Raw genomic sequence first — 22,183 nt, 5'->3', positions numbered from 1 at the left:
CTCCGAGTGGGGTTAGAGCGCGTCAGCGCCGATTTCGCCGGTGCGGATGCGGACGACCTGTTCGACCGCGGTGACAAAGATCTTGCCGTCGCCGATCTTGCCGGTGCCGGCCGCGGTCTGGATGGCCTCGACCACGGCCTCCAGGCGATCGTCGGTCACGACGGTCTCGATCTTGATCTTCGGCAGAAAATCCACGACGTACTCCGCGCCGCGATACAACTCGGTGTGGCCCTTCTGGCGCCCGAAGCCTTTGACTTCGGTCACGGTGATGCCCGACACGCCAGCGTCGGAGAGGGCCTCGCGGACCTCGTCGAGCTTGAACGGCCGGATGATGGCGGAGATCAGTTTCATGCGCATATCCCGATGGTGGATGGAACCGGCCCGCGTGGGGCCGATGTCAGGTCAACCGGCGGCCACTTGCACATGGCCGCCGGTCGTTGCGCCGAACGTTGCATGGGCCACGCCGATGCCGACGCCCGAAGGGCGACGCCAGCGGTGACGCGGGAGGGAGGAAGGGCCCATGACGCGTCCGGTCTCTCTTGCCCCTGGTGGTACGTGTTGCCTGCGCTGCGGCTCCCCAGCTGCAGCACATGTCCTGCGGACCCGTTGCTGCCCGGATGCGAGGGCTGCAAAAGGCGGCGACGATGACGAAGGGTGGGAGGGATATCCTTCGTCATCGTCACCTGTTGCTCAGTTCGCGTAGTACATCTGGTATTCGAGCGGGTGGGTCGCCGCGCGGAAGCGGGTGACTTCCTGCATCTTCAGCGCGATGTAGCCGTCGATGAAGTCGTCGCTCATCACGCCACCGGCCTTGAGGAACTCGCGGTCCTTGTCCAGCGCTTCCAGGGCCTGGTCCAGCGAGGAGCAGACCTGCGGGATCAGCTTCTCTTCTTCCGGCGGCAGGTCGTACAGATCCTTGTCGCTCGGTGCGCCCGGGTCGATCTGGTTCTTGATGCCGTCCAGGCCGGCCATCATCAGCACGGTGAAGGTCAGGTAGCCGGACTGGATCGGATCGGGGAAGCGCATTTCGATGCGGCGCGCCTTCGGGTTGGACACCCACGGAATGCGGCACGAGGCGGAACGGTTGCGGGCCGAGTAGGCCAGCATCACCGGGGCTTCAAAGCCCGGGACCAGGCGCTTGTAGCTGTTGGTGCCGGAGTTGGCGAAGGCGTTGATGGCCTTGGCGTGCTTGAAGATGCCGCCGATGTACCACAGCGCCAGCTGGCTCAGGCCGCCGTAGCCGTCACCGGAGAACAGGTTGGTGCCGCCCTTGGAAAGCGACTGGTGCACGTGCATGCCGCTGCCGTTGTCACCGACGATCGGCTTGGGCATGAAGGTGGCGGTCTTGCCGTTGCGGTGGGCGACGTTCTTGATGACGTGCTTCATGCGCAGCAGTTCATCGGCCTTCTGCACCAGGGTGCTGAACTTGGTGCCGATCTCGCACTGGCCGGCGGTGGCCACTTCGTGGTGCTGTACTTCCACTTCGATGCCGACCTGTTCCAGCGTCTTGCACATTTCCGCGCGCAGGTCATGCAGCGAATCGGTCGGCGGAACGGGGAAGTAGCCGCCCTTCACGGCGGGACGGTAGCCGCTGTTGGCGCCGTCGTACTTGTCACCGGTGCTCCAGGCCGCTTCTTCGGAATCGATCTTGAAGAAGGTGTGGCCCATGTCATTGGCGAAGCGGACCGAATCGAAGATGAAGAACTCCGGCTCCGGGCCGAAGAAGGCCTGCTCGGCGATGCCGGAGGACTTCAGATAGGCCTCGGCGCGCTTGGCGATGCCGCGCGGGCAACGGCCGTACGGCTGCATGGTGGCCGGATCGAGGATGTCGCAGCTGATGACCAGGGTCGGGTCGGCGTAGAACGGGTCGATGTAGGCGCTGGACGGATCCGGCAGCAGGACCATGTCCGATTCGTTGATGCCCTTCCAGCCGGCGATCGAGCTGCCATCGAACATCTTGCCTTCTTCAAACAGCGACGGCTCCACGATGCTGACCGGGAAGGTGACGTGCTGCTCGATACCACGCATATCGACGAAACGCAGGTCGATGAACTCGATCTGGTTGTCCTTGATCAGCTTCTCAACATTTTCCACGGACATCGGTGAAACCTCAGATGGGTGATTGCCTGTGTGGATAGAGCAATCCCCGTGCCAACTTTTCAGACTTCACAAACCCTTGATTTCACTGGGCTGTCAACCAACGCGACACGTGCCGGTGCGCACCAAAGTAGTGCACACCGTGCACCACGCACACATTTGGTGCGCGGCCTGGATGTTTTATGCTGCCTCCCGATGTCACCCCTTCCGAGCCCCAGCACTCCCGATGTCCGATCTGCTCTCCGCCCTCCTTCTGGGCATTCTTGAAGGCCTCACCGAATTCCTGCCGATCTCCAGCACCGGCCACCTGCTGATCGCCCAGCACTGGCTGGGCGCACGCTCGGACTTCTTCAACATCATCATCCAGGCCGGCGCGATCCTGGCGATCACACTGGTGTTCCGGCAGCGGCTGTGGTCCTTGGCGACCGGCCTGCATGAGCGCGCCAACCGCGATTACGTGCTCAAGCTTGGCACCGCGTTCCTGGTCACCGCCGTGGTCGGCCTGCCGGTCCGCCTTGCCGGCTGGGAGCTGCCCGAGACGGTCACCCCGGTGGCCTGGGCGCTGATCATCGGCGGCCTCTGGATGCTCCTGGTGGAGGCCTACACCGCGCGCCTGCCCGAGCGCGATGAGGTGACCTGGAAGGTCGCCATCCTGGTCGGTGTGGCGCAGGTGGTGGCCGGTGTGTTCCCGGGCACCTCGCGTTCGGCGGCGGCGATCTTCATCGCGATGCTGTTCGGCCTGAGCCGCCGCGCGAAGGCCACCGAGTTCGTGTTCCTGGTGGGGATCCCGACCATGTTCGCCGCCAGCGGCTATGCCTTCCTGGAACTGGCCAAGGACGGCAAGCTGGCCAGCGAGAACTGGACCGATGTGGGCGTGGCCTTCCTTGCCGCGGTCGTCACCGGCTTCATCGTAGTGAAGTGGTTGCTGGGCTACATCAAGTCGCATCGATTCACTGCGTTTGCGTTCTACCGCATCGCGCTGGGCGCGGCCTTGCTGCTCTGGTTGCCGGCTGGCAACTGAACGGCCCGGCGCCGGCACAACCCCGTTGTGGATGCGCCGGCGTTTTTCCCCAGGTTCCCAAGGAGATGTACATGAAACGCACCCTGATGCTGATCCTGCCGCTGGCCCTGATGGCCGCCTGCAGCAACCCCTCCACCGCCCCGGCCGGCCGCGATGACCTCGCCCCGGCACCGACCGCCGCCGCCGACCAGGCCGCCGTGGCCCGTCTGGACGTGCAGCGCCTGCAGGGCAGCCATTGGCGCCTGGATTCGGCCACCGATGCCAGCGGCAAGCGCATCGATGCGCTGTTCGCCCGTGCCGACAAGCCGGTCACGCTGGACTTCAAGGATGACCGCATCGCGATCAGCAACACCTGCAACCGCATGGGCGGCGGCTACACATTGGCCGATGGTTCGCTGACCATTTCGCCGATGGCCTCGACCATGATGGCCTGCACGGACAAGAACCTGATGGCGCTGGACCAGGCCGTCGGCAGCCGCCTGGAAGGCGCGCTCAAGACCGAACTGGGCGATGCCGGCCAGCTGACCCTGCGTACCGCCAACGGTGATGTGCTGGTGTTCACCCCGGAACCGACCGCTGAAACCCGCTACGGCGGCGAAGGCGAAACGGTGTTCCTGGAAGTGGCCGCGCAGACCAAGCCGTGCCCGCACCCGATGATCCGCGACAAGCAGTGCCTGCAGACCCGCGAGATCCGCTACGACGCCAACGGCGTCAAGCAGGGCGAGCCGGGTGAGTGGCAGAACTTCTACGACGTCATCGAGGGCTACACCCACGAAGACGGCGTGCGCAACGTGGTGCGCGTGAAGCGTTACACGATCGCCAACCCGCCGGCCGATGCCTCGTCCAACGCCTACGTGCTGGACATGGTGGTCGAGTCCGCGAACGAGAAGAAATAAGAAAGCAGAAGGGCGGCCACGGGCCGCCCTTCTTCATCCTGTAGTGCCGGCCGCTGGCCGGCTCCCGATCTGTAGTGCCGGCCGCTGGCCGGCTCCCGATCTGTAGTGCCGGCCGCTGGCCGGCTCCCGATCTGTAGTGCCGGCCGCTGGCCGGCTCCCGATAGCGCAGTACCGACCAACGGTCGGTACCTACCGGCGCGCGCGCCGACCAACGGTCGGCCTCACCTCAGGCCAGCGCCGGATTCAACGTGTAGGTGCCATGCAGCGAGGCTTCGGCCAGCACGTGCCCGTGCATCGCGCGCAGCACGTCCGCTGCAGTGAACGGATCGGGAAGCGCCAGCTGCGCCACGTCCAGCGCGAACACGCGGAAGAAATAGCGATGCACGCGTTCGTCGTTGAACGGCGGGTACGGGCCGTCATAGCCCAGGTACTGGCCGGCCATGTCCGGATTGCCGGCAAACCAGCCGGTGAAATCGTTCAGGCCCTGGCGGCAGCCCGAAGGGCCCGCCGGCTGGGTCTTGCCGCGTACGGTGAAGCCGTCGCTGCAGCTGCCCGCGGCGAGCTCGCGCACGTCGGCCGGGATATCGGCCATCGCCCAGTGCGCGAAGTGCGCACGCGGCTGATCGCGTGGCACCGTGCAATCCTGGCGGCCCACCGTCTCCGGCACGGTCGGCACATCCGGGTCGATACACAACAACGCGAACGAACGGGTACCGGCCGGCACGTCGTGCCAGGCCAGCTGCGGGTTGCGGTTGGGCGCGAAGCCCTCGGCGTTGCCGGCCGCGAACGTGGCCGCGATCGGCTGCCCGTTGGTGATGCTGTCACTGCTCAGCTGCATGTGCGTCTCCTCACTCTTCCGGGTAGCCCAGGCGCACCGCGACCGAGGTCAGCAGCGCGAAGGCCGGGCCCATCTCATCGCGGTAGTCGCGCCAATGGCCGGGGGCCATGCGGGCCGGGCCGAGCGTGGGCGCGGGCGGGAAATGCATGCCGAACAGGTTGCCCAGATGATGTGCCATGGCCTGCGCGTCGTGGCCGATGTCATCGATGCGCACCAGCGCATTCGGGTACAGGTCCTGCTCGTGCAGGGTGGCGATCTGGGCGAGCGAGCGCGCCAGCCATTCGGCAGCTTCGTGCACCGAGTTCAACGCGAACGGTGCCGGTGCACCGAAGGCGATCCACTCCAGCAGCATGTCGCGCGGATCGCGCAGCGCGATGATCAGGCGGCCCTCCGGCAGCTGCGGGCGCAACGCCCACAGCAAGGCGTTGTCCCACCACAGCAGCCAGTCGATCACCGCACCTTCGGGAACGCCGCGGGCCGGCAGCTGGCTGCGCCATTGTTCAACAAGCGCCTCGGCAGTGAGCTTGCCGGTCGAGAGGTCCTGCAGCGTGTGATAGCTCTGGAAGGCATCGTTGGGCGGGGTCGCACCAAACCGATCCCCGCGCACCACCGGGCTGGCGGCGGCCATCGCCGCGACCACGCGCTCCACGCCCGAGCCCGGAGCACCCCAGACGAAGATCGGTGCAACAGCGTTGCCTTCGGGCACCGGTGCCAGGTCCGGCCAGCTCAGCGGCGCCTTGGCCTGGGGCGGCAGCGGCAGACGCTGCGGTGCTTCGGCGGCGTGCAGTTCGACCCACGTCCGGATCGCCTCACGGTACTGTCCAGCACGGTCCTGGACCGAGCCCAGCCACGCGCGCAGGGATGGCTTGGCCGCGTCCGGCGCGCCATCGTGCAGCGCCTGCACGCGGGCGATGGCGGCCGAGGGATCCCGCTTGAGCAGGCCGTCGACCAGCCGCATTTCGCCACTGGCACGACCCGGTTCGAGGGTCACGATCCGCTCGGCCACGGCTTCGGCCGCGTCGTCTTCATTGTTCATGTCGTGCAGGCGCAGGCGGGTTTCCAGCGCCGGCAGGTGCTCGGGCATGGCCTCCAGCCAACGCTCGCCCACGGCAACCGCTTCCGGCCCACCGACCGGCTCCACGGTCAGGCGCGCCATCCACAGGTCATGCACCTGGGGGTGATCGGCCAGGGTCGCATCCAGCGTTTCGCGGGCCTGCTGTTCGCGGCCCAGGCGTTGCCAGGCCATCAGCAGCAGTTGCAGGGTGTGGCGATCGGCAGGCCACTGCGCCAGCACCGGCAGCAGCTGCTCCAGCGCCTGCAGCGGTTGCCCGGCCTGCAGTTCCAGCTCGCCGGCCAGACGGCGCATCGCCGGGGTATCACCGGCCGGGGTGGCAAGCACGTGGCGCATCATCTCGGCGGCCACATCCACGTGGCCCTGGCGAAGCGCCAACTGCACGATCAGGCCCTGCAGCGAGGTGACGCTCGGGTTCAACTCGAGCACGCGGCGGAACGCCTGCTCGGCGAAGGCGAGCATGTCCTTGCCCAGGTAGGCAAAGCCGAGGGCGTACAACACCCGCGAATCACCCGGCAGGGCTTCGCTGGCGGCCGACAGCAGCGACAGCGCGCGATCCACCTCGCCCCGGCGCAGCGCGACCATGCCTGACAGTGCGGCCAGTTCCGGGTGGTCTTCGTCCACGCGCGTGGCCAGGCGGGTCAGCCGCTCGGCTTCGTCCACATCGTTGCGGGCCAGCGCCAGGTGCGCCTGCATCACATAGGCGGAGAGCTCATTGGGATTGAGTTCGGCGGTGCGGTCCAGCGCCGAACCGGCGGCATCGAACTGGCGCAGGGCCAACAGCAGGCCAGCCTGCTGCAGGTGCAGATCGGCGTTCTCCGGGGCGAGCGTCAGTGCCTGCTGCAGGCTGGTCAGCGCGTCGTCGAACTGGCCCTGCTGCTGCAGCGACAGCGACAGCCAGCGGTGCGCCTGCGGCTGCTCCGGCTCGGCCGTGGTCCATTCGCGCGCCAGTTGCACGGCGTCGTCCACCGCATTGCGGCGCAGGGCTTGAAGAATCTGGTCTTGCATGACGGTCCGAACTCGAGGGTCAAACCCCGATTGTAGCGGGGCCGGCCCGCCAGAACGGCCGATCAGGCGGGCGTGTTCGCCTCGATCCCCAGCCGCTGGGCCACCCAGCGCTCGGAGAAGCCATCGCCGCGCCAGTTCTCCAGGAAGCCGCAATGGCCGCCCCACGGGGCGATTTCCAGGTGGGCATGGGCCGGCAGGCGCCAGCCGTTGAAGGTGGTGAACGGGATCACCGGGTCGTCCTGGGCCATCAGGATGTCGGCCGGCACCTGCAGCCCGGCCAACCGGTCGCCGGCGATCGAGTAGCCATCGAAGTACGCCTGCAGGGAGCCGAAATCGGTGTGGTGCTCGACCAGCCAGGCGGTCAGTGCGCGGATGTCCAGCTTGAGCACGCGGTCGTCCCAGTCGCTCAGCTCGGGGAACAGGTCGCGCTTGCGGCGCAGCGAACCGGCCCACTTGCGCCGGAAGTACCAGTCGTACATCGCCGGGCCGTTCTCGATGCTCTCCATCGTGATGGCCGGGTCCAGCACCGGGCAGACCGAGGCGACCCGGCGCAACGGTACCCCGGCCGACGGTGCACGCAGGGCCAGGCGCAGCACGAAGTTGCCGCCCAGCGAATAGCCGGCTGCGACCAGCGGCAGCTCGGGCCAGCGCCGGGCGATGTCGCCGGCCGCCTGCACCACTTCATCGATGCGGTTGGAGTGGAAGATGCCGGGGTTGAGGTGATGGGTGTTGCCATGGTCGCGGAAGTTCAACCGCACCACGTCATAGCCTTCTTCAAGCAGCCGCGCGGCGGTCATCCGCATGTAGCTGGATTCGGCGCTGCCTTCCCAGCCGTGCAGCAGCAGCGCCATGCCGATTGGCTGACGGCCCTGGATATAGCTGTGCCAGCCCTGCAGGCGCACGCCTTCGCCACCATCCAGGATCAGCTCGTTGGTCAGCGCGCCGGTGGCCGCAAGCAACACCAGGCCGCGCTGCATGCGCATGCGGCTGGAGCTGAGCATCGACTGCAGATGCGGATTGCGCAGCCAACGCGGCGGTTGATAGTCGGCAGCGGTCAACATGGGCGCGAGCCTGCTCCCGGCTGCGACGCTGGCGCGTGAAGGAACAGCACCGGGTTACTCGGCGGACATGGCCGCCAGGATGCGCGCGCGCGAGGTTTCCGCGATGCGCCGACGGCCTTCCAGATCGTGAGTACCAATAGGCGCGAGGAAGTGCACCTCGGCCCGCCGCGCCGGCTCGCCCAGCAGCCGCAGGAAGTTGGCGAAGAAGCTCTCTTTCGGGCCGAACGCGACGATGGTCTGTGCGTCACCGCGCACGCCATAGCGCAGTGCCACCGGCTGGATCGGCACCTGGGTCTCGACTGCGGCCTGGAAGATGCGCGCGTGGAACGGGCCCACTTCGTGCCCACCGCGGGTACGCCCTTCCGGGAACACGCCAACGGCTTTGCCCTCGCGCAGGCGCACCACCATTTCCTGCATCACGCCCCCCAGCGATTCCGTGCTGCCACGCTGATGGAAGATCGTCTGCCCGCGGGCCGCCAGCCAACCGACCACCGGCCACCCGGCGATCTCCTGCTTGGCCACGAAGCCCATCATCCGCTGGCTGTGCAGCATCGAGATGTCGACCCAGCTGACGTGGTTGGCCACGAACAGCACCGCGCCCGGCAGCGGTGTGCCGATCCGGTGCAGGCGGAAGCCGAAGATCCACATCAGGCCGGCCGACCAGGCGTTGACCGCGGCATGCTCGAACGTGCGCTCGCCCACACGCATACGCCCCCACGGCGGCAGCATGGCGATCAGCAGCATCGGCAGGAACAGCAACAGGTGGACCAGCAGCAGCGGTACGCGGTACAGGTAACGGCACACACGCGCCACGCCGCCACGTGAGGCCGGAGTGGGGGAATTCATCCGCGAACGATACCCGAGCGCCGCAGGCTCTGCCAGCGGAATCCGGACAATTCCATGACAGCGGCACGCCACTCGCCGCACGCGGTCAAGCCGGTGCCCCTGCACGGCACATCCACCGGGGCGACATGCGCCGGCGCACTGTCATGGCCGGTGCAACACAGCGTCCATGCCATGCCGCCGATCAGCCCGGCCGGACCGCCGGAACCACCGCCAGCGTCAACCGCGAGGTGCAGACCAGCTTGCCGGCCTCATCTTCGATACGGATGTCCCAGACCTGGGTGCTGCGGCCGACGTGCACCGCACGCGCGGTACCGGTGACGGTGCCGGCGCGCACGGCGCGGATATGGTTGGCGTTGATCTCCAGCCCGACGCAGACCTGCGCGCTGGTATCCACACACAGGTTGCCGGCACTGCTGCCGAGCGTCTCGGCCAGCACCACCGACGCACCGCCATGCAGGATGCCGTACGGCTGGCGGGTACGTTCGTCGACCGGCATGGTCGCGCTGATCCAGTCCTCGCCCACCGCGGTGAACGTGATGCCCAGGTGCTCGATGAGTGTGTTGCGACCAAGGTCGTTGAGTGTCTCGAGGGACACCGCGTCGCGGAATACCTGGGGCATGCAGCTTCTCCGTGGAGGATTACAGAATCGGAACCAGCCCGGCGCCGAAGGCGGTCAGCATGCGCACCAGCAACCACTTCGGCCCGACATTCACCTCGGGGAAGTCACCGACAGCGACATAGCAGGTATGGAACGCCGGGTCCTGCCGCCGCAGCGGCTCGGGGCATGCCGGGCCCGGCTGGAATTCGTAATCGGTGGCGTAGCGCCATGGCCAGAAATCGAGCACGGGCAACGCTTCGGAGGCCTTGCCGACGCTGTAGTTCAATCCGGACAGCACCGGCGGCTTGGCACGCGGCGCCACCACCCAGGAGTTCTGCGGGTGGATGTCGCGCAGGATGCTCTGTGCCAGCGCCTCGGCGAACACCGGGTCATCGATGATCACCGCGCCTTCGGTGTTGTAGTTCTCGCTGCGCGGGTCGAAGTTGTGCGTGCCGATCACGCCGATGCGACGGTCCACCACCAGCGACTTGGCATGCAGCCCCATGCGGGCGCCCGTGCGGGTGACCGGCAACGGCTTGTTGACCGCCTTGGTACCAAGGAAGGACGGCCGGGTTTCAGCACGCAGCACGCGGCGCTCGACCACGCTGCCATCCATGCGCCGCCGCGCGGAGGGGCCCGGCGTGGGCTGGCGCGTAACCCGGGGAACAGCATCGGCATCACTGCCGGTATCACTGCTGCGACGGCTGTCGGCACTGCCACTGCTGCGCGCATTGCTGCCGGCCGCACTGCCCCCAAGCAGGCTGCTGCGCCGGCCCGGCGAAGACGATGCTTCGGTGCCCAGCGGCGCCGGCAGCAGGTTGCGGTAGTCCACCGGGGCATCCAGCGGGAACGGCTTGAACTCATAGACGTTGAAGCCCAGCTCGCGCAGGTTGCGGCGTTTGTACTTGTAGGACAGCGCGTAGACGATCGGGTTGTCGGTGGCGGCCAGGCTGTTGGTGGACACCACCACGCGCGGTGCATGCTCGCGCTTGCGCAGATCGCGGAACAGGCGCTGGGCCGGCTTGGACAGCACCAGATACGGGGTCTGCAGCAGCACCTCGGTCTGTGCGCTGGCAATCAGCGAATCCAGCTGCGGCTCGGTCACGTGCTGGCCGTTGGCCGGTTGGCTGGCCCGTTCGCGGCGGTGCTTGCGCGGCAGATCCGCTACGTACTGCACCGAGGCCACCGGCAGGGCGGTATCGACGAAGGTGCGGCGAACGTAGTCGGGGTCGTTGGCCTCTTCGCTGACCCGTTCGAGTCGCTCCGGTCGCCGCACATCGGCCGGCGGCATGGCCGGGACACCCTGGCGCAGCAGCGTGCGCCCGACATCGTTGAGGCGTTCGGCCGGCACGCTGCGCGGCGCGCGCCAGAACGCATCGAAGTTGGCGGCCATCTCGCGCACTTCCGGGCCGGCCACGATCACGTCGCGGTCGCGGAAGTTGTATTCGCTGTCCCAGTCGTAATAGTCGTCCTGGTAGTTGCGCCCGCCGACCACGCCGAGTGCATCGTCGACCACCAGCAGCTTGTTGTGCATGCGCTGGTTGAAGCGGCGGAAGCAGCACACCACGCTGGCCGCGTAGTCGAAGTAGTTCAGGCGCGCCTTGCCGAAGGTCGGGTTGTAGACCCGCAGCTCGAAGTTCGCATGGCTGCCGGACAGGGCCCCCAGGATTTCCAGATCGGAGATCGCCGAGAGCTGATCGATCAACAACCGGACCTTGACCCCGCGGCGCGCGGCCGCCTGCAGCTCGTCCAGCACCAGCCGGGCGCTGTCGTCCTTGTCGAAGATATAGGTCTGCAGGTCGATGCTGCGCGTGGCACTGCGGATCAGGTTCAAACGCGCGACAAGGGCGACTTCGCCTTCGTCCAGAATGGTGGCGTAGTGGCGCGGCTGGCCGGCGTGGGATTCGGCGAACGCGCGGCCACCGAGGGCGCGCAGCGGTGAATCCAGCGCGCAGCGGTCCGCCTGGGTGCAGTCAACCACGGTCGAGCGCGCCTGCACGGCGATGCCGGCCGCGCGGTCGCGCTCGGCGTTGGACAGCGAGGCACAGCCGCTGCCCAGCAACAGCGTTGCCAGCACCAACAGACGCAGCAATGGATTCACGGTTTCGGCGCCTCGCTCAGACGCGCACGCAATACAAAGGTCACTCGATCACTCAAGGCAAGCTGCCAGCTGTCCATTCCATACCGGCCACGTTGGACGGTACCGCGGCTGACGACGTCGCAATCATACCCGGCCCGGGCACACTCGGGCGCTTCCACCCGCAGGGTCTCCGGGTGGCTGACCCCGCGCAGGATCAGGCGGCCTTCAATGGCACCGCCCTTCTCCACCACCTCCGGCCAGTAGGGCAGCGAGTCGAACTCGACCACCGGATAGCGGGCCGAGTCGAAAAACTCCTCGCCCCGCATCCAGCCGGTGTAGCGGGGCTTGCCGGGAATCTCGACATAGCGGGTGAACATCCGCAGGTGCACCTGGTGGCGACCGTCGGAGAGCACCTCGATGTTGCCTTCGAAGCGGGGGAATACCCCCTCCATGCGTTGCCCCAGCCGGGTCCGGATCTCAAACCCGAAGCGCGACTTGGCGGTGTCGAAGGCCAGCGCATGGCTGGTCGGTGCCGGTACGGACGACGGCGGGGCGGCATGCACCGCCCCTGCCATCAGCAGTAGCCCGACCCACGCCGCGCGGACTGCCCACACGGGTTATGGCCACCAGAACGCGGTCAAGCTGGCGACACCCGGCTCGATGGCAGCATCACGGTCGAACGCCAGCACCGCGATCCCGCCCGGCGGCATGCCGCGGTAGTCGCTGCTGGTGCCTTCACTCATCAAGGCGACCAGCTGCTCCAGGCCGGGGTTGTGGCCGACCACCAGCAGGCGGTCGACATCACGACGGGCATCGATCAGCCCCATCAGGGTGCCCGGGGTGGCATCGTAGACGGCATCTTCCAGCCGCTTCTCGACGAACCCGGTGATGCCCAGCACGGCTTCGAGGGTTTCGCGGGTCCGCCGCGACGGCGAGCACAACACGCAGTCGGGCAGCAGGTTGTTTTCCTTGAGCCAGCGGCCGGCGGCCTCGGCTTCGGCCAGACCGACCGGCGACAGCGGGCGGTCCAGATCGGCCTGGCCGGTGCTGGCGGCTTCGGCATGGGCGTGACGCAGCAGTATCAGTTCTCGCATGGGATCTCTCGTGTCAGGCGTTCTTCAGCCACTTCAACAGCGGCTCCCAGTCACTCTGGTGCTCGCGCACCTGGGCCGAGCGGTAGTCGAACAGACTCCGGCCCAGCCCGACCATCACCACATAGCTTTGGCTGTCGCGCAACTGTGCGACGACCTCGTACGGCCATTCGGCCAACATCTGTATCGCCTGCTGCGAGGTCTGCGTCCAGGGCTTGGTGCGGTTGAGCACCAGGCCGACCGGCAGGCGGCGGTTATGTACGCGGGGAACTTTGGACAGGCTGTTGAGGAAGCCGACGATGGCTTCGATGTCCAGCGCGGATGGCAGCACCGGCACCACGACGGCATCGGCCGCGTCCAGGAAATGGGGAATATCGTCGGCCATCGCACCGGCCGGGGCATCGATGATGACCTCGTCGGTGCCCTCGGGAACCAGTCGTTCCCAGCTCTTTTTGCGGTACACGTCGATCGGCAGCACGGCACTTTCCAGGACCGAGCGGCGTTGCGCCCAGCGGGTGCTGGAGCCTTGTGGATCGGCATCGGCCAGGACGGTCCGTTTGCCTGCCAATGCCGAATGCGCCGCCAGGTGGGTGGCGACGGTGGTCTTGCCCACCCCGCCCTTGGAACCGGCCACCAGGATCGTCTTCATGCAAGCCTCGCTTCCGGGAAACGTTCCGGCAGCCTACACCGGCGCCTGTGACGGAGATAGTCGCAGCGCTGAACCAGAACGGGCGGCCGCGGCTTTGCTATCGTGGATGGTTCCAATGGATTGACCGCCGGCATGAGCGAACTACAGGACCTGAGCGCGTTGATCCGCGCCAACACCCCGCTGATCATCATCGAGACCCAGGATGAAGGCCGCGTGGTGGAGCTGTTCCGGCAGACCCTGATGCATGTCTGGCGTGCCCTGCACCGCTGGTCGATCACCGAAGGCCTGCGCCGGATCGACATGGACCGCGAGGACGACCCGGTCGGTCCGCCCGATGCCAGCGCGGCCCTGCAGATGATCCGCCAGGCCGAGCAGCGCGGCATCTACCTGCTGCTCGATTTCCATCCGTACCTGGGCTATGCCAGCCACCAGCGCGCGCTGCGCGACCTGATCCAGCGGCGGCATTGCGAGGCCCACGTGCTGGTACTGATCGGGGCCAAGGTCGAGCTGCCGGCCGAGCTGGAAGCGCTGGCCACCCGCTTCAACCCGCGCCTGCCCGACCTCAATGCCCTGTTGAAGATGCTGCGCGAGGAAGCCGAAGCCTATGCCCGCGAGAACGGCGGGCGGCGCGTGGAAGTGGACAACGAGGCCGTGCAGAAGATCCTGCACAACCTGCGCGGGCTGAGCCTGGTCGACGCGCGGCGGATCGCCCGGCAGCTGATCTTCGCCGATGGCGCGCTCAGCCAGGATGACCTGCCGCAGCTGGCCCGGCTCAAGTTCGAGCTGCTCAACCGCGCCGGGCACCTGCACTTCGAGTACGACACCACGCGGTTTGCCGATGTGGCCGGCGCCAATCGGCTCAAGCGCTGGGTCAACCAGCGTCGCCCGGTGTTCCTGGGCGGTGCCGGCCCGGCCGGCCTGGACCCGCCCAAGGGCATGCTGCTGCTCGGCGTGCAGGGCTGCGGCAAATCGATGCTGGCCAAGGCGACCGCCGCCGGGTTTGGCGTACCGCTGCTGCGGCTGGATTTCGGCAGCCTGTACGACAAGTACCACGGTGAGACCGAGAAGAACCTGCGCGACGCACTCGCCTCTGCCGAGCAGCTGGCGCCCTGCGTGCTGTGGATCGATGAGATCGAAAAAGGCCTGGCCAGTGGCGGCGAAGACGGCGGTGTGTCGCGCCGCGTGCTCGGCCACCTGTTGACCTGGCTGGCCGAGCGCAAGAGCACCGTGTTCATCGTTGCCACCGCCAACCAGGTGCATGAACTGCCGGCCGAGCTGCTGCGAAAGGGCCGCTTCGACGAGATCTTCTTCGTGGATCTGCCCGATGCCAACACCCGGGTGGAGCTACTGCGGCTGCACCTGGGCAAGCGTCAGCTCAACGCCGACGACTTCGCGCTGCCCGCCCTGGCGGCGGCAGCGGACGGCTTCTCGGGCGCGGAGATCGAACAGGCCGTGGTATCGGGCCTGTATGCCGCGCATGCCGAGTCACGCGTGCTGGATACCGAGCTGTTGATGCAGGAAGTCCGCGGGAGCCGGCCGTTGTCGGTGCTGATGGCAGAACAGGTCACCGCGCTGCGCGAGTGGGCGCGCGGGCGCACCGTCAGCGCGGACGAATGATCCGCGCGCGTCATCCCGCCAGGCGGTGCAACACCCACACCCACGCCGGCAGCGTCACCAGCGACAGCAGGATGCCGTAGCCAACCAGCGCGGCCGCCAGGCGCGGGGCGAGGCGATGTGACATCGCCAGCGCGGCGGCGGTGATCATGGTCGGCATCGCCGACTCCAGCACATTGGCCTGCAGCATCGCGCCCTGCAACCCGAACGCCCAGGAGATGGGCAGCGCCAGCGCCGGCATCACCAGCAGCTTCAGCAGCAACCCGATGCCCAGCGGCTTGAGCTCGTCCAGTGGCAGGCGCAGCTGGATGGAAAAACCGACTGCCAGCATCACCAGCGGCAGCATCGCATCGGCGAGCTGCTTCAGCCCGGTGCCGATCCAGCCCGGTGGCTGCTCAGGCATCAGGGTCAGCGCGAACAGCAAGGCCCACAACGGCGGGAACTTCGCGATCCGCAGCAGGATCTGCGCGGCGGTCGGCGGGGTGTCGCCGCTGTAGCGCGCGATCACATACAGGCCGAACGTGGACAGCAGCACGAAGGTGCCGAACTGGTCGTAGACCACCGCATAGGGCAGCGCATGATCACCGATCAGCGCGCGCACCATCGGGTAGCCGATGAAACTGGAATTGGCCAGCGCCACGCAGATCAGCAGCACCGCATGCACATCGCGGGCGAAGCCGAAGGCGCGCGTGGCCAGGCTCACTGCCGCGAGTGTGCACAGCATCAACAGCCATGGCGTGGCGACCAGCCCGATCAGGCTGATATCCAGATGCAGGCGGGGGACGTAGATCAGCACCGCCGCGGGCAGGCAGACGTACAGCACGATGCGGTTCAGCACATCGGCGGTGTTCTCCGGCAGCGCGCGCAGGCGCGAGAAGACCATGCCCAGGCCGAGCATGGTCAGGATCAGCGCGAATGCATCGAAGGCCATCGCGACAGCCTAGCCCACTCGGCCGCCACCGCCGCCCCGACGATGGTCGAAACGTGATCCTTCCACGGTATGCGCCGGGCCTGCCCGCTTGCCCGGGCAGGCCCGCGCGATCACGGCCAGGCCGGCGGCTTTTCCGCCCATGCCTGCTGGATCTCGGCGAGCGTGGCGCGTTCGCTGTCGCGCCAGCCCGGCAACAGGGCGGCGTAACGATCCGTTCCGCTCCATTGTTGCGGCTCGGTGCGCACCGCAGCGGCATACCACTGCACCGCATCGCTCTTGCGGCCCAAGGTCCACAGGGCCAGCGCGAAGGTGGGCGGTACCCATGACGGGTTGCCACGCAGGCCCGCCTGGGCGGCCGACCAGTGCGCCAGCGCCGCCTCGGGCTCGCCCAGCCGGAACAGATCCCAGCCATAGTTCCAGCGGACCGAACGGCCCTGCACCGAGGTGGCCGTCGCCGCCGTCGTCGCCTGCTCGTACAGGCTGCGCCCCAGTTCCGGCCGCCCCTGCGCGATCGCCACACCGGCCAACTGCACGGTCGCCTCCAGCGATTTGCGGCCGCGCTCGCGGTGTTTCATCAATTGGTCGACGAGATCCCCACCCTCGCCCTGCACCACCACCATCGGGGTGGCGGCCACGTCGTTGTCGAAGTAGAACTCCTGCACCGCCGGCAGCGATTGCGCCGACGCGTTGAACACACAAGCCCCTACGGCCAGCGCCAGGCTGGCCAGCATCTGTCTTGCCACTGCCATGCAAACTCCCCCAGGTTGTCACAACAACCTCCCCTCCTGATCCTAACCGCAGCGCGCGCCCGGAACCAAGCGCCGCCGACCAACGGTCGGATCTAGCGGGTGCGCCGCCAGACCCGCAGCCGGTTGTTGGCCGGCATCGCGGCATCCTCGATCAGCACCAGGCCCACTCCGGCCGCCAGCGCATCCACCGCCTCGGCATCGCGGATGCCCGAGGCCGGATCGCGCGCCTTCAGCCAGCCATCGAACTGGCGATTGCTCTCGCTGCTGAAGGTCCCCTGCTCGTTGAAGGGGCCGTAGACACACAGCAGCGCATCATCGGCCATGACTGTCGGCAACCCGGCGAACAGGGCCTGGACGTGCGCCCAGCTCATGATGTGCAGCGTGTTGGCACTGAACACCGCATCGAACGCCAGCGGCGCGGCGGGCAGCGGCCCCAGCCCCGGCGCCGGCGACAGTACCGCCTGCAAGGGCCACGGTGCCGGTGTGTTGGGCAGGCCGGCGGCCTGCAGCCGCTCGGCGATCCCGGGCAGATGATCCGGATGGTCGCTCGCCTGCCAGTGCAGATGCGGTAGTGCACCTGCGAAGTGCTCCGCGTGCTGGCCGGTACCGCTGCCGATCTCCAGCACCCGCTGGCGCGTGGCAAGGTGGCGCTGCAGTACCGCCAGGATGGGCGCGCGATTGCGCTCACAGGCCTCGGACCAGCGCATCTCACTCATGGGAATGTCACATCGGCAGGGAATCGATGTCCATCCAACCATGACCGCAGTCACTTGTGCCACCCTGTCATGGCGTTGAAAGTCGAAGGCTTGTCCAACGCCGCCGGCCCTCGTGCCGTCGGCCGTCCTTGGGGGATGTGAGCTGTGCAACGTCGTGAGTTCCTAGCGCTGTCTGGAATGGGCCTGGCTGGCCTGGTACTGCCGCACGGTCGGCTGATCGCCGCCGAGCAACTGCTCGAACCGGGCGATGTGGGCCGCCAGAAGGCGCTGGCCGAGGCTGCGCTCGCCGCCGCCAAGCGCGCCGGTGCCAGTTACTGCGATGTCCGCATCGGCCGCTACCTCAACCAGGCGGTGATCACCCGCGAGGCCAACGTCCAGAACGTCACCAACAGCGAATCCTCGGGCATCGGCATCCGGGTGATCGTCAACGGCGCCTGGGGCTTTGCCGCAACCCATCTGCAGACCCCGGCCGCGGTGCTGGCCACCGTCGAACAGGCCGCGGCAATCGCCCGCGCCAACGCCGGCATCCAGACCCGTCCCGTGCAGCTGGCCCCGGTCACCGGGGTGGGCGATGTGAGCTGGAAGACCCCGATCCGCAAGAACGCGATGGCGGTGCCGATCAAGGACAAGGTCGACATGCTGCTGTCGCTGAACGCAGCCGCGCTCAATGCCGGCGCCGACTTCATCAACTCCACCCTGTTCCTGGTCAACGAGCAGAAGTTCTTCGCCTCCAGCGACGGCTCCTTCATCGACCAGGACGTTCACCGCATCTGGCTGCCCTTCACCGCCACCGCGATCGACAAGGCCAGCGGCAAGTTCCGCACCCGCGCCGGGCTGTCCTCGCCGATGGGCATGGGCTACGAGTTCCTGGATGGCGAGGCGCGCGGCAAGATCGCGCTGCCCGGCGGGGTGGTCGCCTACCGTGACTCCTACGATCCGGTGGAGGACGCGATCGCCGCGGCCCGCCAGGCGCGGGAGAAGCTCAAGGCGCCGTCGGTCAAGCCGGGCAAGTACGACCTGGTGCTGGACCCGTCCAACCTGTTCCTCACGATCCACGAGAACGTCGGCCACCCGCTGGAGCTGGACCGCGTGCTCGGTTACGAGGCCAACTACGCCGGCACCAGTTTCGCCACGCTGGACAAGCGCGATGCGGGCTTCCGCTGGGGCAGCGACATCGTCAACTTCTTCGCCGACAAGACCGCCCCGGGCAGCCTGGGCGCGGTGGGCTACGACGATGAAGGCGTGAAAACCAAGCGCTGGGACCTGGTCAAGGACGGCATCCTGGTCAACTACCAGGCCACCCGCGACGAGGTGCATATCCTTGGCGAGAAGGAGAGCCACGGCTGCAGCTACGCCGATTCGTGGTCCAGCGTGCAGTTCCAGCGCATGGCCAACGTGTCGCTGGCGCCGGGCAGGACCCCGCTGAGCGTGGCCGACATGATCAAGAACGTGGAGAACGGCATCTACATCCACGGCCGTGGCTCCTACTCGATCGACCAGCAGCGCTTCAACGCGCAGTTCGGCGGCCAGCTGTACTACCAGATCAAGAACGGTGAGATCACCGGCATGGTCGAGGACGCCGCCTACCAGATCCGCACGCCGGAGTTCTGGAATGCCTGCAGCGCGATCTGCGACGAGCGCGATTTCCGCTTCGGCGGTTCGTTCTTCGATGGCAAGGGCCAGCCGGGCCAGGTCTCGGCGGTCTCGCACGGCTCGTCGACCACGCGCTTCGATGGCATCAACATCATCAACACCGCGCGCAGCCTGGGATGAGCCTGTCCCTGCTCCGTGCCGAATGTCACTACCGCGGCGCCCGCATGGCCGCAAGAATCGGCTGTGCCGCCGCGGCGGTCGCCCTGATGTCGCTGTTTCCCTGCCACCCCCACACCGACGTGGAGAGCTGCCTTGCAAAGACGTGACTTTCTCGCCCTGACCGGGCTTACCGCTGGCGGACTGATCGTGCCGTCGTTCTTCGGCAAGGTCATTGCCGCCGAACAACTGCAGAGCGCACTCGATCCGGCGCTCAAGAAGCGCTTGGCCGATGCCGCCCTGGCCGCCGCGCGCCAGGCCGGCGCGACCTACTGCGACGTGCGTATCGGCCGCTACCTGCGCCAGTACGTGATCACCCGCGAGGACAAGGTCCAGAACGTGGTGAACACCGAATCGACCGGTGTGGGCATCCGCGTGATCGTCAACGGCGCCTGGGGCTTTGCCGCCACCAACCAGCTCGGCACCACCGATGTGGCGCGTGCCGCGCAGCAGGCCGCCGCGATCGCCAAGGCCAACGCCGGCGTGCAGACCGCCCCGGTGCAGCTGGCCGCCGCACCCGGCGTGGGTGAGGTGTCCTGGCGCACGCCGATCCGCAAGAACGCGATGGACGTGCCGATCAAGGAGAAGGTCGAGCTGCTGCTGGACGTCAATGCAGGTGCGATGGGTGCCGGCGCCAGCTTCGTCAACTCGATGCTGTTCCTGGTCAACGAGCAGAAGTACTTCGCCTCCACCGACGGCTCCTACATCGACCAGGACGTGCACCGCATCTGGGCACCGATGACGGTCACCGCGATCGACAAGAGCACCGGCAAGTTCCGCACCCGCTCGGGGCTGTCCTCGCCGATGGGCCTGGGCTACGAGTACCTTGATGGCGTCGGCACCGGCAAGGCGGTCTCGCCCAACGGCGTGGTCAACTACCGCAACTCCTACGACATGAAGGCCGATGCGATCGCCGCGGCCAAGCAGGCGCAGGAAAAGCTCAAGGCACCGTCGGTGAAGCCGGGCAAGTACGACCTGATCCTGGATCCGTCGCACACCTGGCTGACCATCCACGAGTCGGTCGGCCACCCGCTGGAACTGGACCGCGTGCTCGGCTACGAAGCCAACTACGCCGGCACCAGCTTCGCCACGCTGGACAAGCGCGAGCAGCATTTCCAGTACGGCAGCGACAAGGTCAACATCTTCGCCGACAAGACCCAGCCGGGCAGCCTCGGTGCGGTCGGCTACGACGATGAAGGCGTCAAGACCAAGCGCTGGGACCTGATCAGCGAAGGCAAGCTGGTGGATTACCAGACCATCCGCGACCAGGCCCATATCCTGGGCAAGACCGAGTCCGACGGCTGCTGCTATGCCGATTCCTGGTCCAGCGTGCAGTTCCAGCGCATGGCCAATGTCTCGATGGCGCCGGGCAAGAACAAGCTGAGCGTGGCCGACATGGTCAAGGACGTCGAGAACGGCATCTACATCATCGGCGACGGTTCGTTCTCCATCGATCAGCAGCGCTACAACGCGCAGTTCGGTGGCCAGCTGTTCTATGAGATCAAGAACGGCCAGATCACCCGCATGCTCGAGGACGTGGCCTACCAGATCCGCACGCCGGAGTTCTGGAACGCCTGCACTGCCGTGGCCGATGAAAGCGACTACCGCCTGGGCGGTTCGTTCTTCGATGGCAAGGGCCAGCCCGGCCAGGTCTCGGCGGTCTCGCACGGTTCGTCCACCGCGCGCTTCAACGGCATCAACGTCATCAACACCGCGCGCAGCCTCGGCTGACCGGTCAGGAGCCCCAATCCATGAGTATCTTCACCGAAGCCCAGGCCAAGGCCATCCTCGACAAGGTCATCGCGCTCTCCAAGGCCGATGAGTGCACCGCCGTGCTGGCCGGCTCGATCGACGGCAACATCCGTTTCGCACTGAACAACGTCTCCACCAGCGGGATCGTCGACAACACCGAACTGGCCGTGACGGTCGCCTTCGGCAAGCGCGTCGGCACCGCCTCGATCAACGAGTTCGACGACGCCGCGCTGGAGCGCGTGGTGCGCCGTGCCGAAGATCTGGCCCGCCTGGCCCCGGAGAACCCGGAGTTCCTGCCGGCGATCGGCAAGCAGACGTACCGGTCCAGCCCGACCTTCAGCGAATCCACCGCGGCCATCGACCCGGCCTTCCGCGCCAAGGTCGCCGCCGATTCGATCGCGCCCTGCCGTGGCAACGGCCTGATCGCCGCCGGCTTCCTGGAAGACGGCCAGAGCTTCCAGGCCACCGCCAACAGCAACGGCAACTTCGGTTACCAGCGCGGCACCAACTTCGATTACACCTGCACCGTGCGCACCGAAGACGGCCGCGGCTCGGGCTGGGTCGGCCGCAACCTCAAGGATGCCGCCGATTTCAAGGCCGACCAGGACATCCGCATCGCCATGCGCAAGGCCACCGAATCGGCCGAAGCCAAGGCGTTGGAGCCGGGCAAGTACACGGTGATCCTGGAGCCGGCGGCCGCGGCCGGCCTGATCAGCTTCATGATGAACTTCTTCGACGCGCGCTCGGCCGATGAAGGCCGCAGCTTCCTCTCCAGGAAGGGCGGCGGCAACAAGCTCGGCGAACAGGTCTACGACCCGCGCGTGAACATGGTGGCCGACCCGTGGCACCCGGACGCGGCCGTGCTGCCGTGGGACAACGAAGGTCAGCCACGCGAGAAGCTGGACATCATCAAGGATGGCAAGATCGCCAACCTCAACTACTCGCGTTTCTGGGCGCAGAAGCAGGGCAAGACCGCCAACGCGCGGCCGGGCAACCTGCTGATGGCCGGTGGCGACAAGAGCACCGCCGAGCTGGTGCGTGGCACCCAGAAGGGCATCCTGGTCACGCGTACCTGGTACATCCGCATGGTCGATCCGCAGACCGTGCTGCTGACCGGCCTGACCCGTGATGGCACCTTCTACATCGAGAACGGCCAGATCAAGCACCCGGTGAAGAACTTCCGCTTCAACGAGTCGCCGGTGATCATGCTCAACAACATCGAAGAACTGGGCAAGCCGGTGCGTGTGGCCGGTGACGAGTCCAGCCTGGTGATGATGATCCCGCCGATGAAGCTGCGCGATTTCACCTTCACCTCGTTGTCCGACGCGGTCTGATGAACGGTCGTGACGGCCACT

21 protein-coding genes are annotated in these 22,183 nt (G+C 67.1%); 7 read left to right on the top strand and 14 right to left on the bottom strand.

Annotated elements, in window-relative coordinates; translation table 11 throughout:
* Window positions 1-12 precede the first annotated feature (12 nt).
* Both K4043_RS16020 and glnA read right to left on the bottom strand, forming a co-directional pair.
* Window positions 13-351, bottom strand: a complete 339-nt coding sequence (locus K4043_RS16020; protein WP_019184907.1) for a P-II family nitrogen regulator — start codon at window positions 349-351, stop codon at window positions 13-15.
* A 339-nt stretch (window positions 352-690) separates the two neighbouring features.
* Window positions 691-2,100, bottom strand: a complete 1,410-nt coding sequence (gene glnA / locus K4043_RS16015) for a type I glutamate--ammonia ligase (protein ID WP_123731037.1) — start codon at window positions 2,098-2,100, stop codon at window positions 691-693.
* A gap of 223 nt (window positions 2,101-2,323) precedes the next feature.
* On the opposite strand from glnA, the gene K4043_RS16010 reads away from it, so the two are divergent.
* Window positions 2,324-3,118, top strand: a complete 795-nt coding sequence (locus tag K4043_RS16010; protein ID WP_123731036.1) for an undecaprenyl-diphosphate phosphatase — start codon at window positions 2,324-2,326, stop codon at window positions 3,116-3,118.
* 71 nt (window positions 3,119-3,189) lie between these two features.
* The gene (locus K4043_RS16005) at window positions 3,190-4,014 is read left to right on the top strand and encodes an META and DUF4377 domain-containing protein (RefSeq protein WP_265309913.1); all 825 of its coding nucleotides are present in this window, start codon (window positions 3,190-3,192) and stop codon (window positions 4,012-4,014) included.
* A gap of 226 nt (window positions 4,015-4,240) precedes the next feature.
* Here K4043_RS16005 and K4043_RS16000 read toward each other — a convergent pair whose 3' ends face one another.
* From K4043_RS16000 to K4043_RS15960, 9 genes are all read right to left on the bottom strand, one after another.
* Complete coding sequence (locus tag K4043_RS16000; RefSeq protein WP_265309912.1) at window positions 4,241-4,852, bottom strand: YbhB/YbcL family Raf kinase inhibitor-like protein; 612 nt, start codon at window positions 4,850-4,852, stop codon at window positions 4,241-4,243.
* Window positions 4,853-4,862: 10 nt separating this feature from the next.
* On the bottom strand, window positions 4,863-6,932 hold the full coding sequence (locus K4043_RS15995) for a tetratricopeptide repeat protein (protein WP_265309911.1): 2,070 nt from the start codon (window positions 6,930-6,932) through the stop codon (window positions 4,863-4,865).
* A gap of 62 nt (window positions 6,933-6,994) precedes the next feature.
* The gene (locus tag K4043_RS15990) at window positions 6,995-7,990 is read right to left on the bottom strand and encodes an alpha/beta fold hydrolase (RefSeq protein ID WP_265310028.1); all 996 of its coding nucleotides are present in this window, start codon (window positions 7,988-7,990) and stop codon (window positions 6,995-6,997) included.
* Between the two features lie 57 nt (window positions 7,991-8,047).
* Window positions 8,048-8,839 (bottom strand): lysophospholipid acyltransferase family protein, encoded by a 792-nt coding sequence (locus K4043_RS15985; RefSeq protein WP_265309910.1) that lies wholly within the window; start codon window positions 8,837-8,839, stop codon window positions 8,048-8,050.
* Window positions 8,840-9,020: 181 nt separating this feature from the next.
* Window positions 9,021-9,458 (bottom strand): hotdog fold thioesterase, encoded by a 438-nt coding sequence (locus tag K4043_RS15980; RefSeq protein ID WP_123731030.1) that lies wholly within the window; start codon window positions 9,456-9,458, stop codon window positions 9,021-9,023.
* Between the two features lie 19 nt (window positions 9,459-9,477).
* On the bottom strand, window positions 9,478-11,538 hold the full coding sequence (locus K4043_RS15975; RefSeq protein WP_123731029.1) for a phospholipase D-like domain-containing protein: 2,061 nt from the start codon (window positions 11,536-11,538) through the stop codon (window positions 9,478-9,480).
* The gene (locus K4043_RS15970; protein ID WP_260232303.1) at window positions 11,535-12,092 is read right to left on the bottom strand and encodes a YceI family protein; all 558 of its coding nucleotides are present in this window, start codon (window positions 12,090-12,092) and stop codon (window positions 11,535-11,537) included. The genes K4043_RS15975 and K4043_RS15970 overlap by 4 nt, the downstream gene beginning before the upstream one ends.
* Window positions 12,093-12,134: 42 nt before the next feature.
* The gene (locus tag K4043_RS15965; RefSeq protein WP_123731027.1) at window positions 12,135-12,611 is read right to left on the bottom strand and encodes a histidine phosphatase family protein; all 477 of its coding nucleotides are present in this window, start codon (window positions 12,609-12,611) and stop codon (window positions 12,135-12,137) included.
* 13 nt (window positions 12,612-12,624) lie between these two features.
* Window positions 12,625-13,257 (bottom strand): ParA family protein, encoded by a 633-nt coding sequence (locus K4043_RS15960; RefSeq protein WP_123731026.1) that lies wholly within the window; start codon window positions 13,255-13,257, stop codon window positions 12,625-12,627.
* A 132-nt stretch (window positions 13,258-13,389) separates the two neighbouring features.
* Here K4043_RS15960 and K4043_RS15955 point away from each other — a divergent pair, with 132 nt between their 5' ends.
* A complete protein-coding gene (locus K4043_RS15955; protein ID WP_123731025.1) occupies window positions 13,390-14,874 on the top strand; it encodes an AAA family ATPase in 1,485 nt (494 codons plus the stop codon).
* A 10-nt stretch (window positions 14,875-14,884) separates the two neighbouring features.
* Here K4043_RS15955 and K4043_RS15950 read toward each other — a convergent pair whose 3' ends face one another.
* From K4043_RS15950 to K4043_RS15940, 3 genes are all read right to left on the bottom strand, one after another.
* The gene (locus K4043_RS15950; protein WP_265309909.1) at window positions 14,885-15,802 is read right to left on the bottom strand and encodes an AEC family transporter; all 918 of its coding nucleotides are present in this window, start codon (window positions 15,800-15,802) and stop codon (window positions 14,885-14,887) included.
* A 110-nt stretch (window positions 15,803-15,912) separates the two neighbouring features.
* Window positions 15,913-16,551, bottom strand: a complete 639-nt coding sequence (locus K4043_RS15945) for a tetratricopeptide repeat protein (protein ID WP_123731023.1) — start codon at window positions 16,549-16,551, stop codon at window positions 15,913-15,915.
* A 92-nt stretch (window positions 16,552-16,643) separates the two neighbouring features.
* Window positions 16,644-17,267 carry a class I SAM-dependent methyltransferase gene (locus tag K4043_RS15940; protein ID WP_265309908.1) on the bottom strand — a complete coding sequence of 208 codons (624 nt, stop codon included), beginning with the start codon at window positions 17,265-17,267 and terminating at the stop codon, window positions 16,644-16,646.
* A gap of 144 nt (window positions 17,268-17,411) precedes the next feature.
* Here K4043_RS15940 and K4043_RS15935 point away from each other — a divergent pair, with 144 nt between their 5' ends.
* Genes K4043_RS15935 through K4043_RS15920 form a run of 4 tightly spaced genes read left to right on the top strand, consistent with a single transcriptional unit; the run spans window position 17,412 to window position 22,162 of the window.
* On the top strand, window positions 17,412-19,040 hold the full coding sequence (locus tag K4043_RS15935; protein ID WP_184997333.1) for a TldD/PmbA family protein: 1,629 nt from the start codon (window positions 17,412-17,414) through the stop codon (window positions 19,038-19,040).
* The gene (locus K4043_RS15930; protein ID WP_221180355.1) at window positions 19,037-19,186 is read left to right on the top strand and encodes a hypothetical protein; all 150 of its coding nucleotides are present in this window, start codon (window positions 19,037-19,039) and stop codon (window positions 19,184-19,186) included. Before K4043_RS15935 ends, K4043_RS15930 begins: the two co-directional genes overlap by 4 nt.
* Window positions 19,173-20,807, top strand: coding sequence for a TldD/PmbA family protein (locus tag K4043_RS15925; protein ID WP_265309907.1), 1,635 nt, complete (start codon window positions 19,173-19,175; stop codon window positions 20,805-20,807). Before K4043_RS15930 ends, K4043_RS15925 begins: the two co-directional genes overlap by 14 nt.
* A 20-nt stretch (window positions 20,808-20,827) precedes the next feature.
* On the top strand, window positions 20,828-22,162 hold the full coding sequence (locus K4043_RS15920) for a TldD/PmbA family protein (protein WP_123731020.1): 1,335 nt from the start codon (window positions 20,828-20,830) through the stop codon (window positions 22,160-22,162).
* Window positions 22,163-22,183 lie beyond the last annotated feature (21 nt).

It is taken from the genome of Stenotrophomonas sp. SRS1 (assembly GCF_026130205.1).
Taxonomy (GTDB): Bacteria; Pseudomonadota; Gammaproteobacteria; order Xanthomonadales; family Xanthomonadaceae; genus Stenotrophomonas; species Stenotrophomonas rhizophila_B.
Note: the sequence above shows the minus strand (reverse complement) of the source record. Positions and strands in the feature narration are given on the sequence as shown.

What these genes read in the sequence shown, in the direction of transcription:
- K4043_RS15940 (WP_265309908.1), bottom strand. Translation starts at nt 17,267, where the DNA reads ATGAGTGAGATGCGCTGGTCCGAGGCCTGTGAGCGCAATCGCGCGCCC.
- K4043_RS15980 (WP_123731030.1), bottom strand. Translation starts at nt 9,458, where the DNA reads ATGCCCCAGGTATTCCGCGACGCGGTGTCCCTCGAGACACTCAACGAC.
- K4043_RS15970 (WP_260232303.1), bottom strand. Translation starts at nt 12,092, where the DNA reads ATGGCAGGGGCGGTGCATGCCGCCCCGCCGTCGTCCGTACCGGCACCG.
- K4043_RS15985 (WP_265309910.1), bottom strand. Translation starts at nt 8,839, where the DNA reads ATGAATTCCCCCACTCCGGCCTCACGTGGCGGCGTGGCGCGTGTGTGC.
- K4043_RS15965 (WP_123731027.1), bottom strand. Translation starts at nt 12,611, where the DNA reads ATGCGAGAACTGATACTGCTGCGTCACGCCCATGCCGAAGCCGCCAGC.
- K4043_RS15950 (WP_265309909.1), bottom strand. Translation starts at nt 15,802, where the DNA reads ATGGCCTTCGATGCATTCGCGCTGATCCTGACCATGCTCGGCCTGGGC.
- K4043_RS15920 (WP_123731020.1), top strand. Translation starts at nt 20,828, where the DNA reads ATGAGTATCTTCACCGAAGCCCAGGCCAAGGCCATCCTCGACAAGGTC.
- K4043_RS16005 (WP_265309913.1), top strand. Translation starts at nt 3,190, where the DNA reads ATGAAACGCACCCTGATGCTGATCCTGCCGCTGGCCCTGATGGCCGCC.
- glnA (WP_123731037.1), bottom strand. Translation starts at nt 2,100, where the DNA reads ATGTCCGTGGAAAATGTTGAGAAGCTGATCAAGGACAACCAGATCGAG.
- K4043_RS15960 (WP_123731026.1), bottom strand. Translation starts at nt 13,257, where the DNA reads ATGAAGACGATCCTGGTGGCCGGTTCCAAGGGCGGGGTGGGCAAGACC.
- K4043_RS16000 (WP_265309912.1), bottom strand. Translation starts at nt 4,852, where the DNA reads ATGCAGCTGAGCAGTGACAGCATCACCAACGGGCAGCCGATCGCGGCC.
- K4043_RS15945 (WP_123731023.1), bottom strand. Translation starts at nt 16,551, where the DNA reads ATGGCAGTGGCAAGACAGATGCTGGCCAGCCTGGCGCTGGCCGTAGGG.
- K4043_RS16010 (WP_123731036.1), top strand. Translation starts at nt 2,324, where the DNA reads ATGTCCGATCTGCTCTCCGCCCTCCTTCTGGGCATTCTTGAAGGCCTC.
- K4043_RS16020 (WP_019184907.1), bottom strand. Translation starts at nt 351, where the DNA reads ATGAAACTGATCTCCGCCATCATCCGGCCGTTCAAGCTCGACGAGGTC.
- K4043_RS15955 (WP_123731025.1), top strand. Translation starts at nt 13,390, where the DNA reads ATGAGCGAACTACAGGACCTGAGCGCGTTGATCCGCGCCAACACCCCG.
- K4043_RS15930 (WP_221180355.1), top strand. Translation starts at nt 19,037, where the DNA reads ATGAGCCTGTCCCTGCTCCGTGCCGAATGTCACTACCGCGGCGCCCGC.
- K4043_RS15995 (WP_265309911.1), bottom strand. Translation starts at nt 6,932, where the DNA reads ATGCAAGACCAGATTCTTCAAGCCCTGCGCCGCAATGCGGTGGACGAC.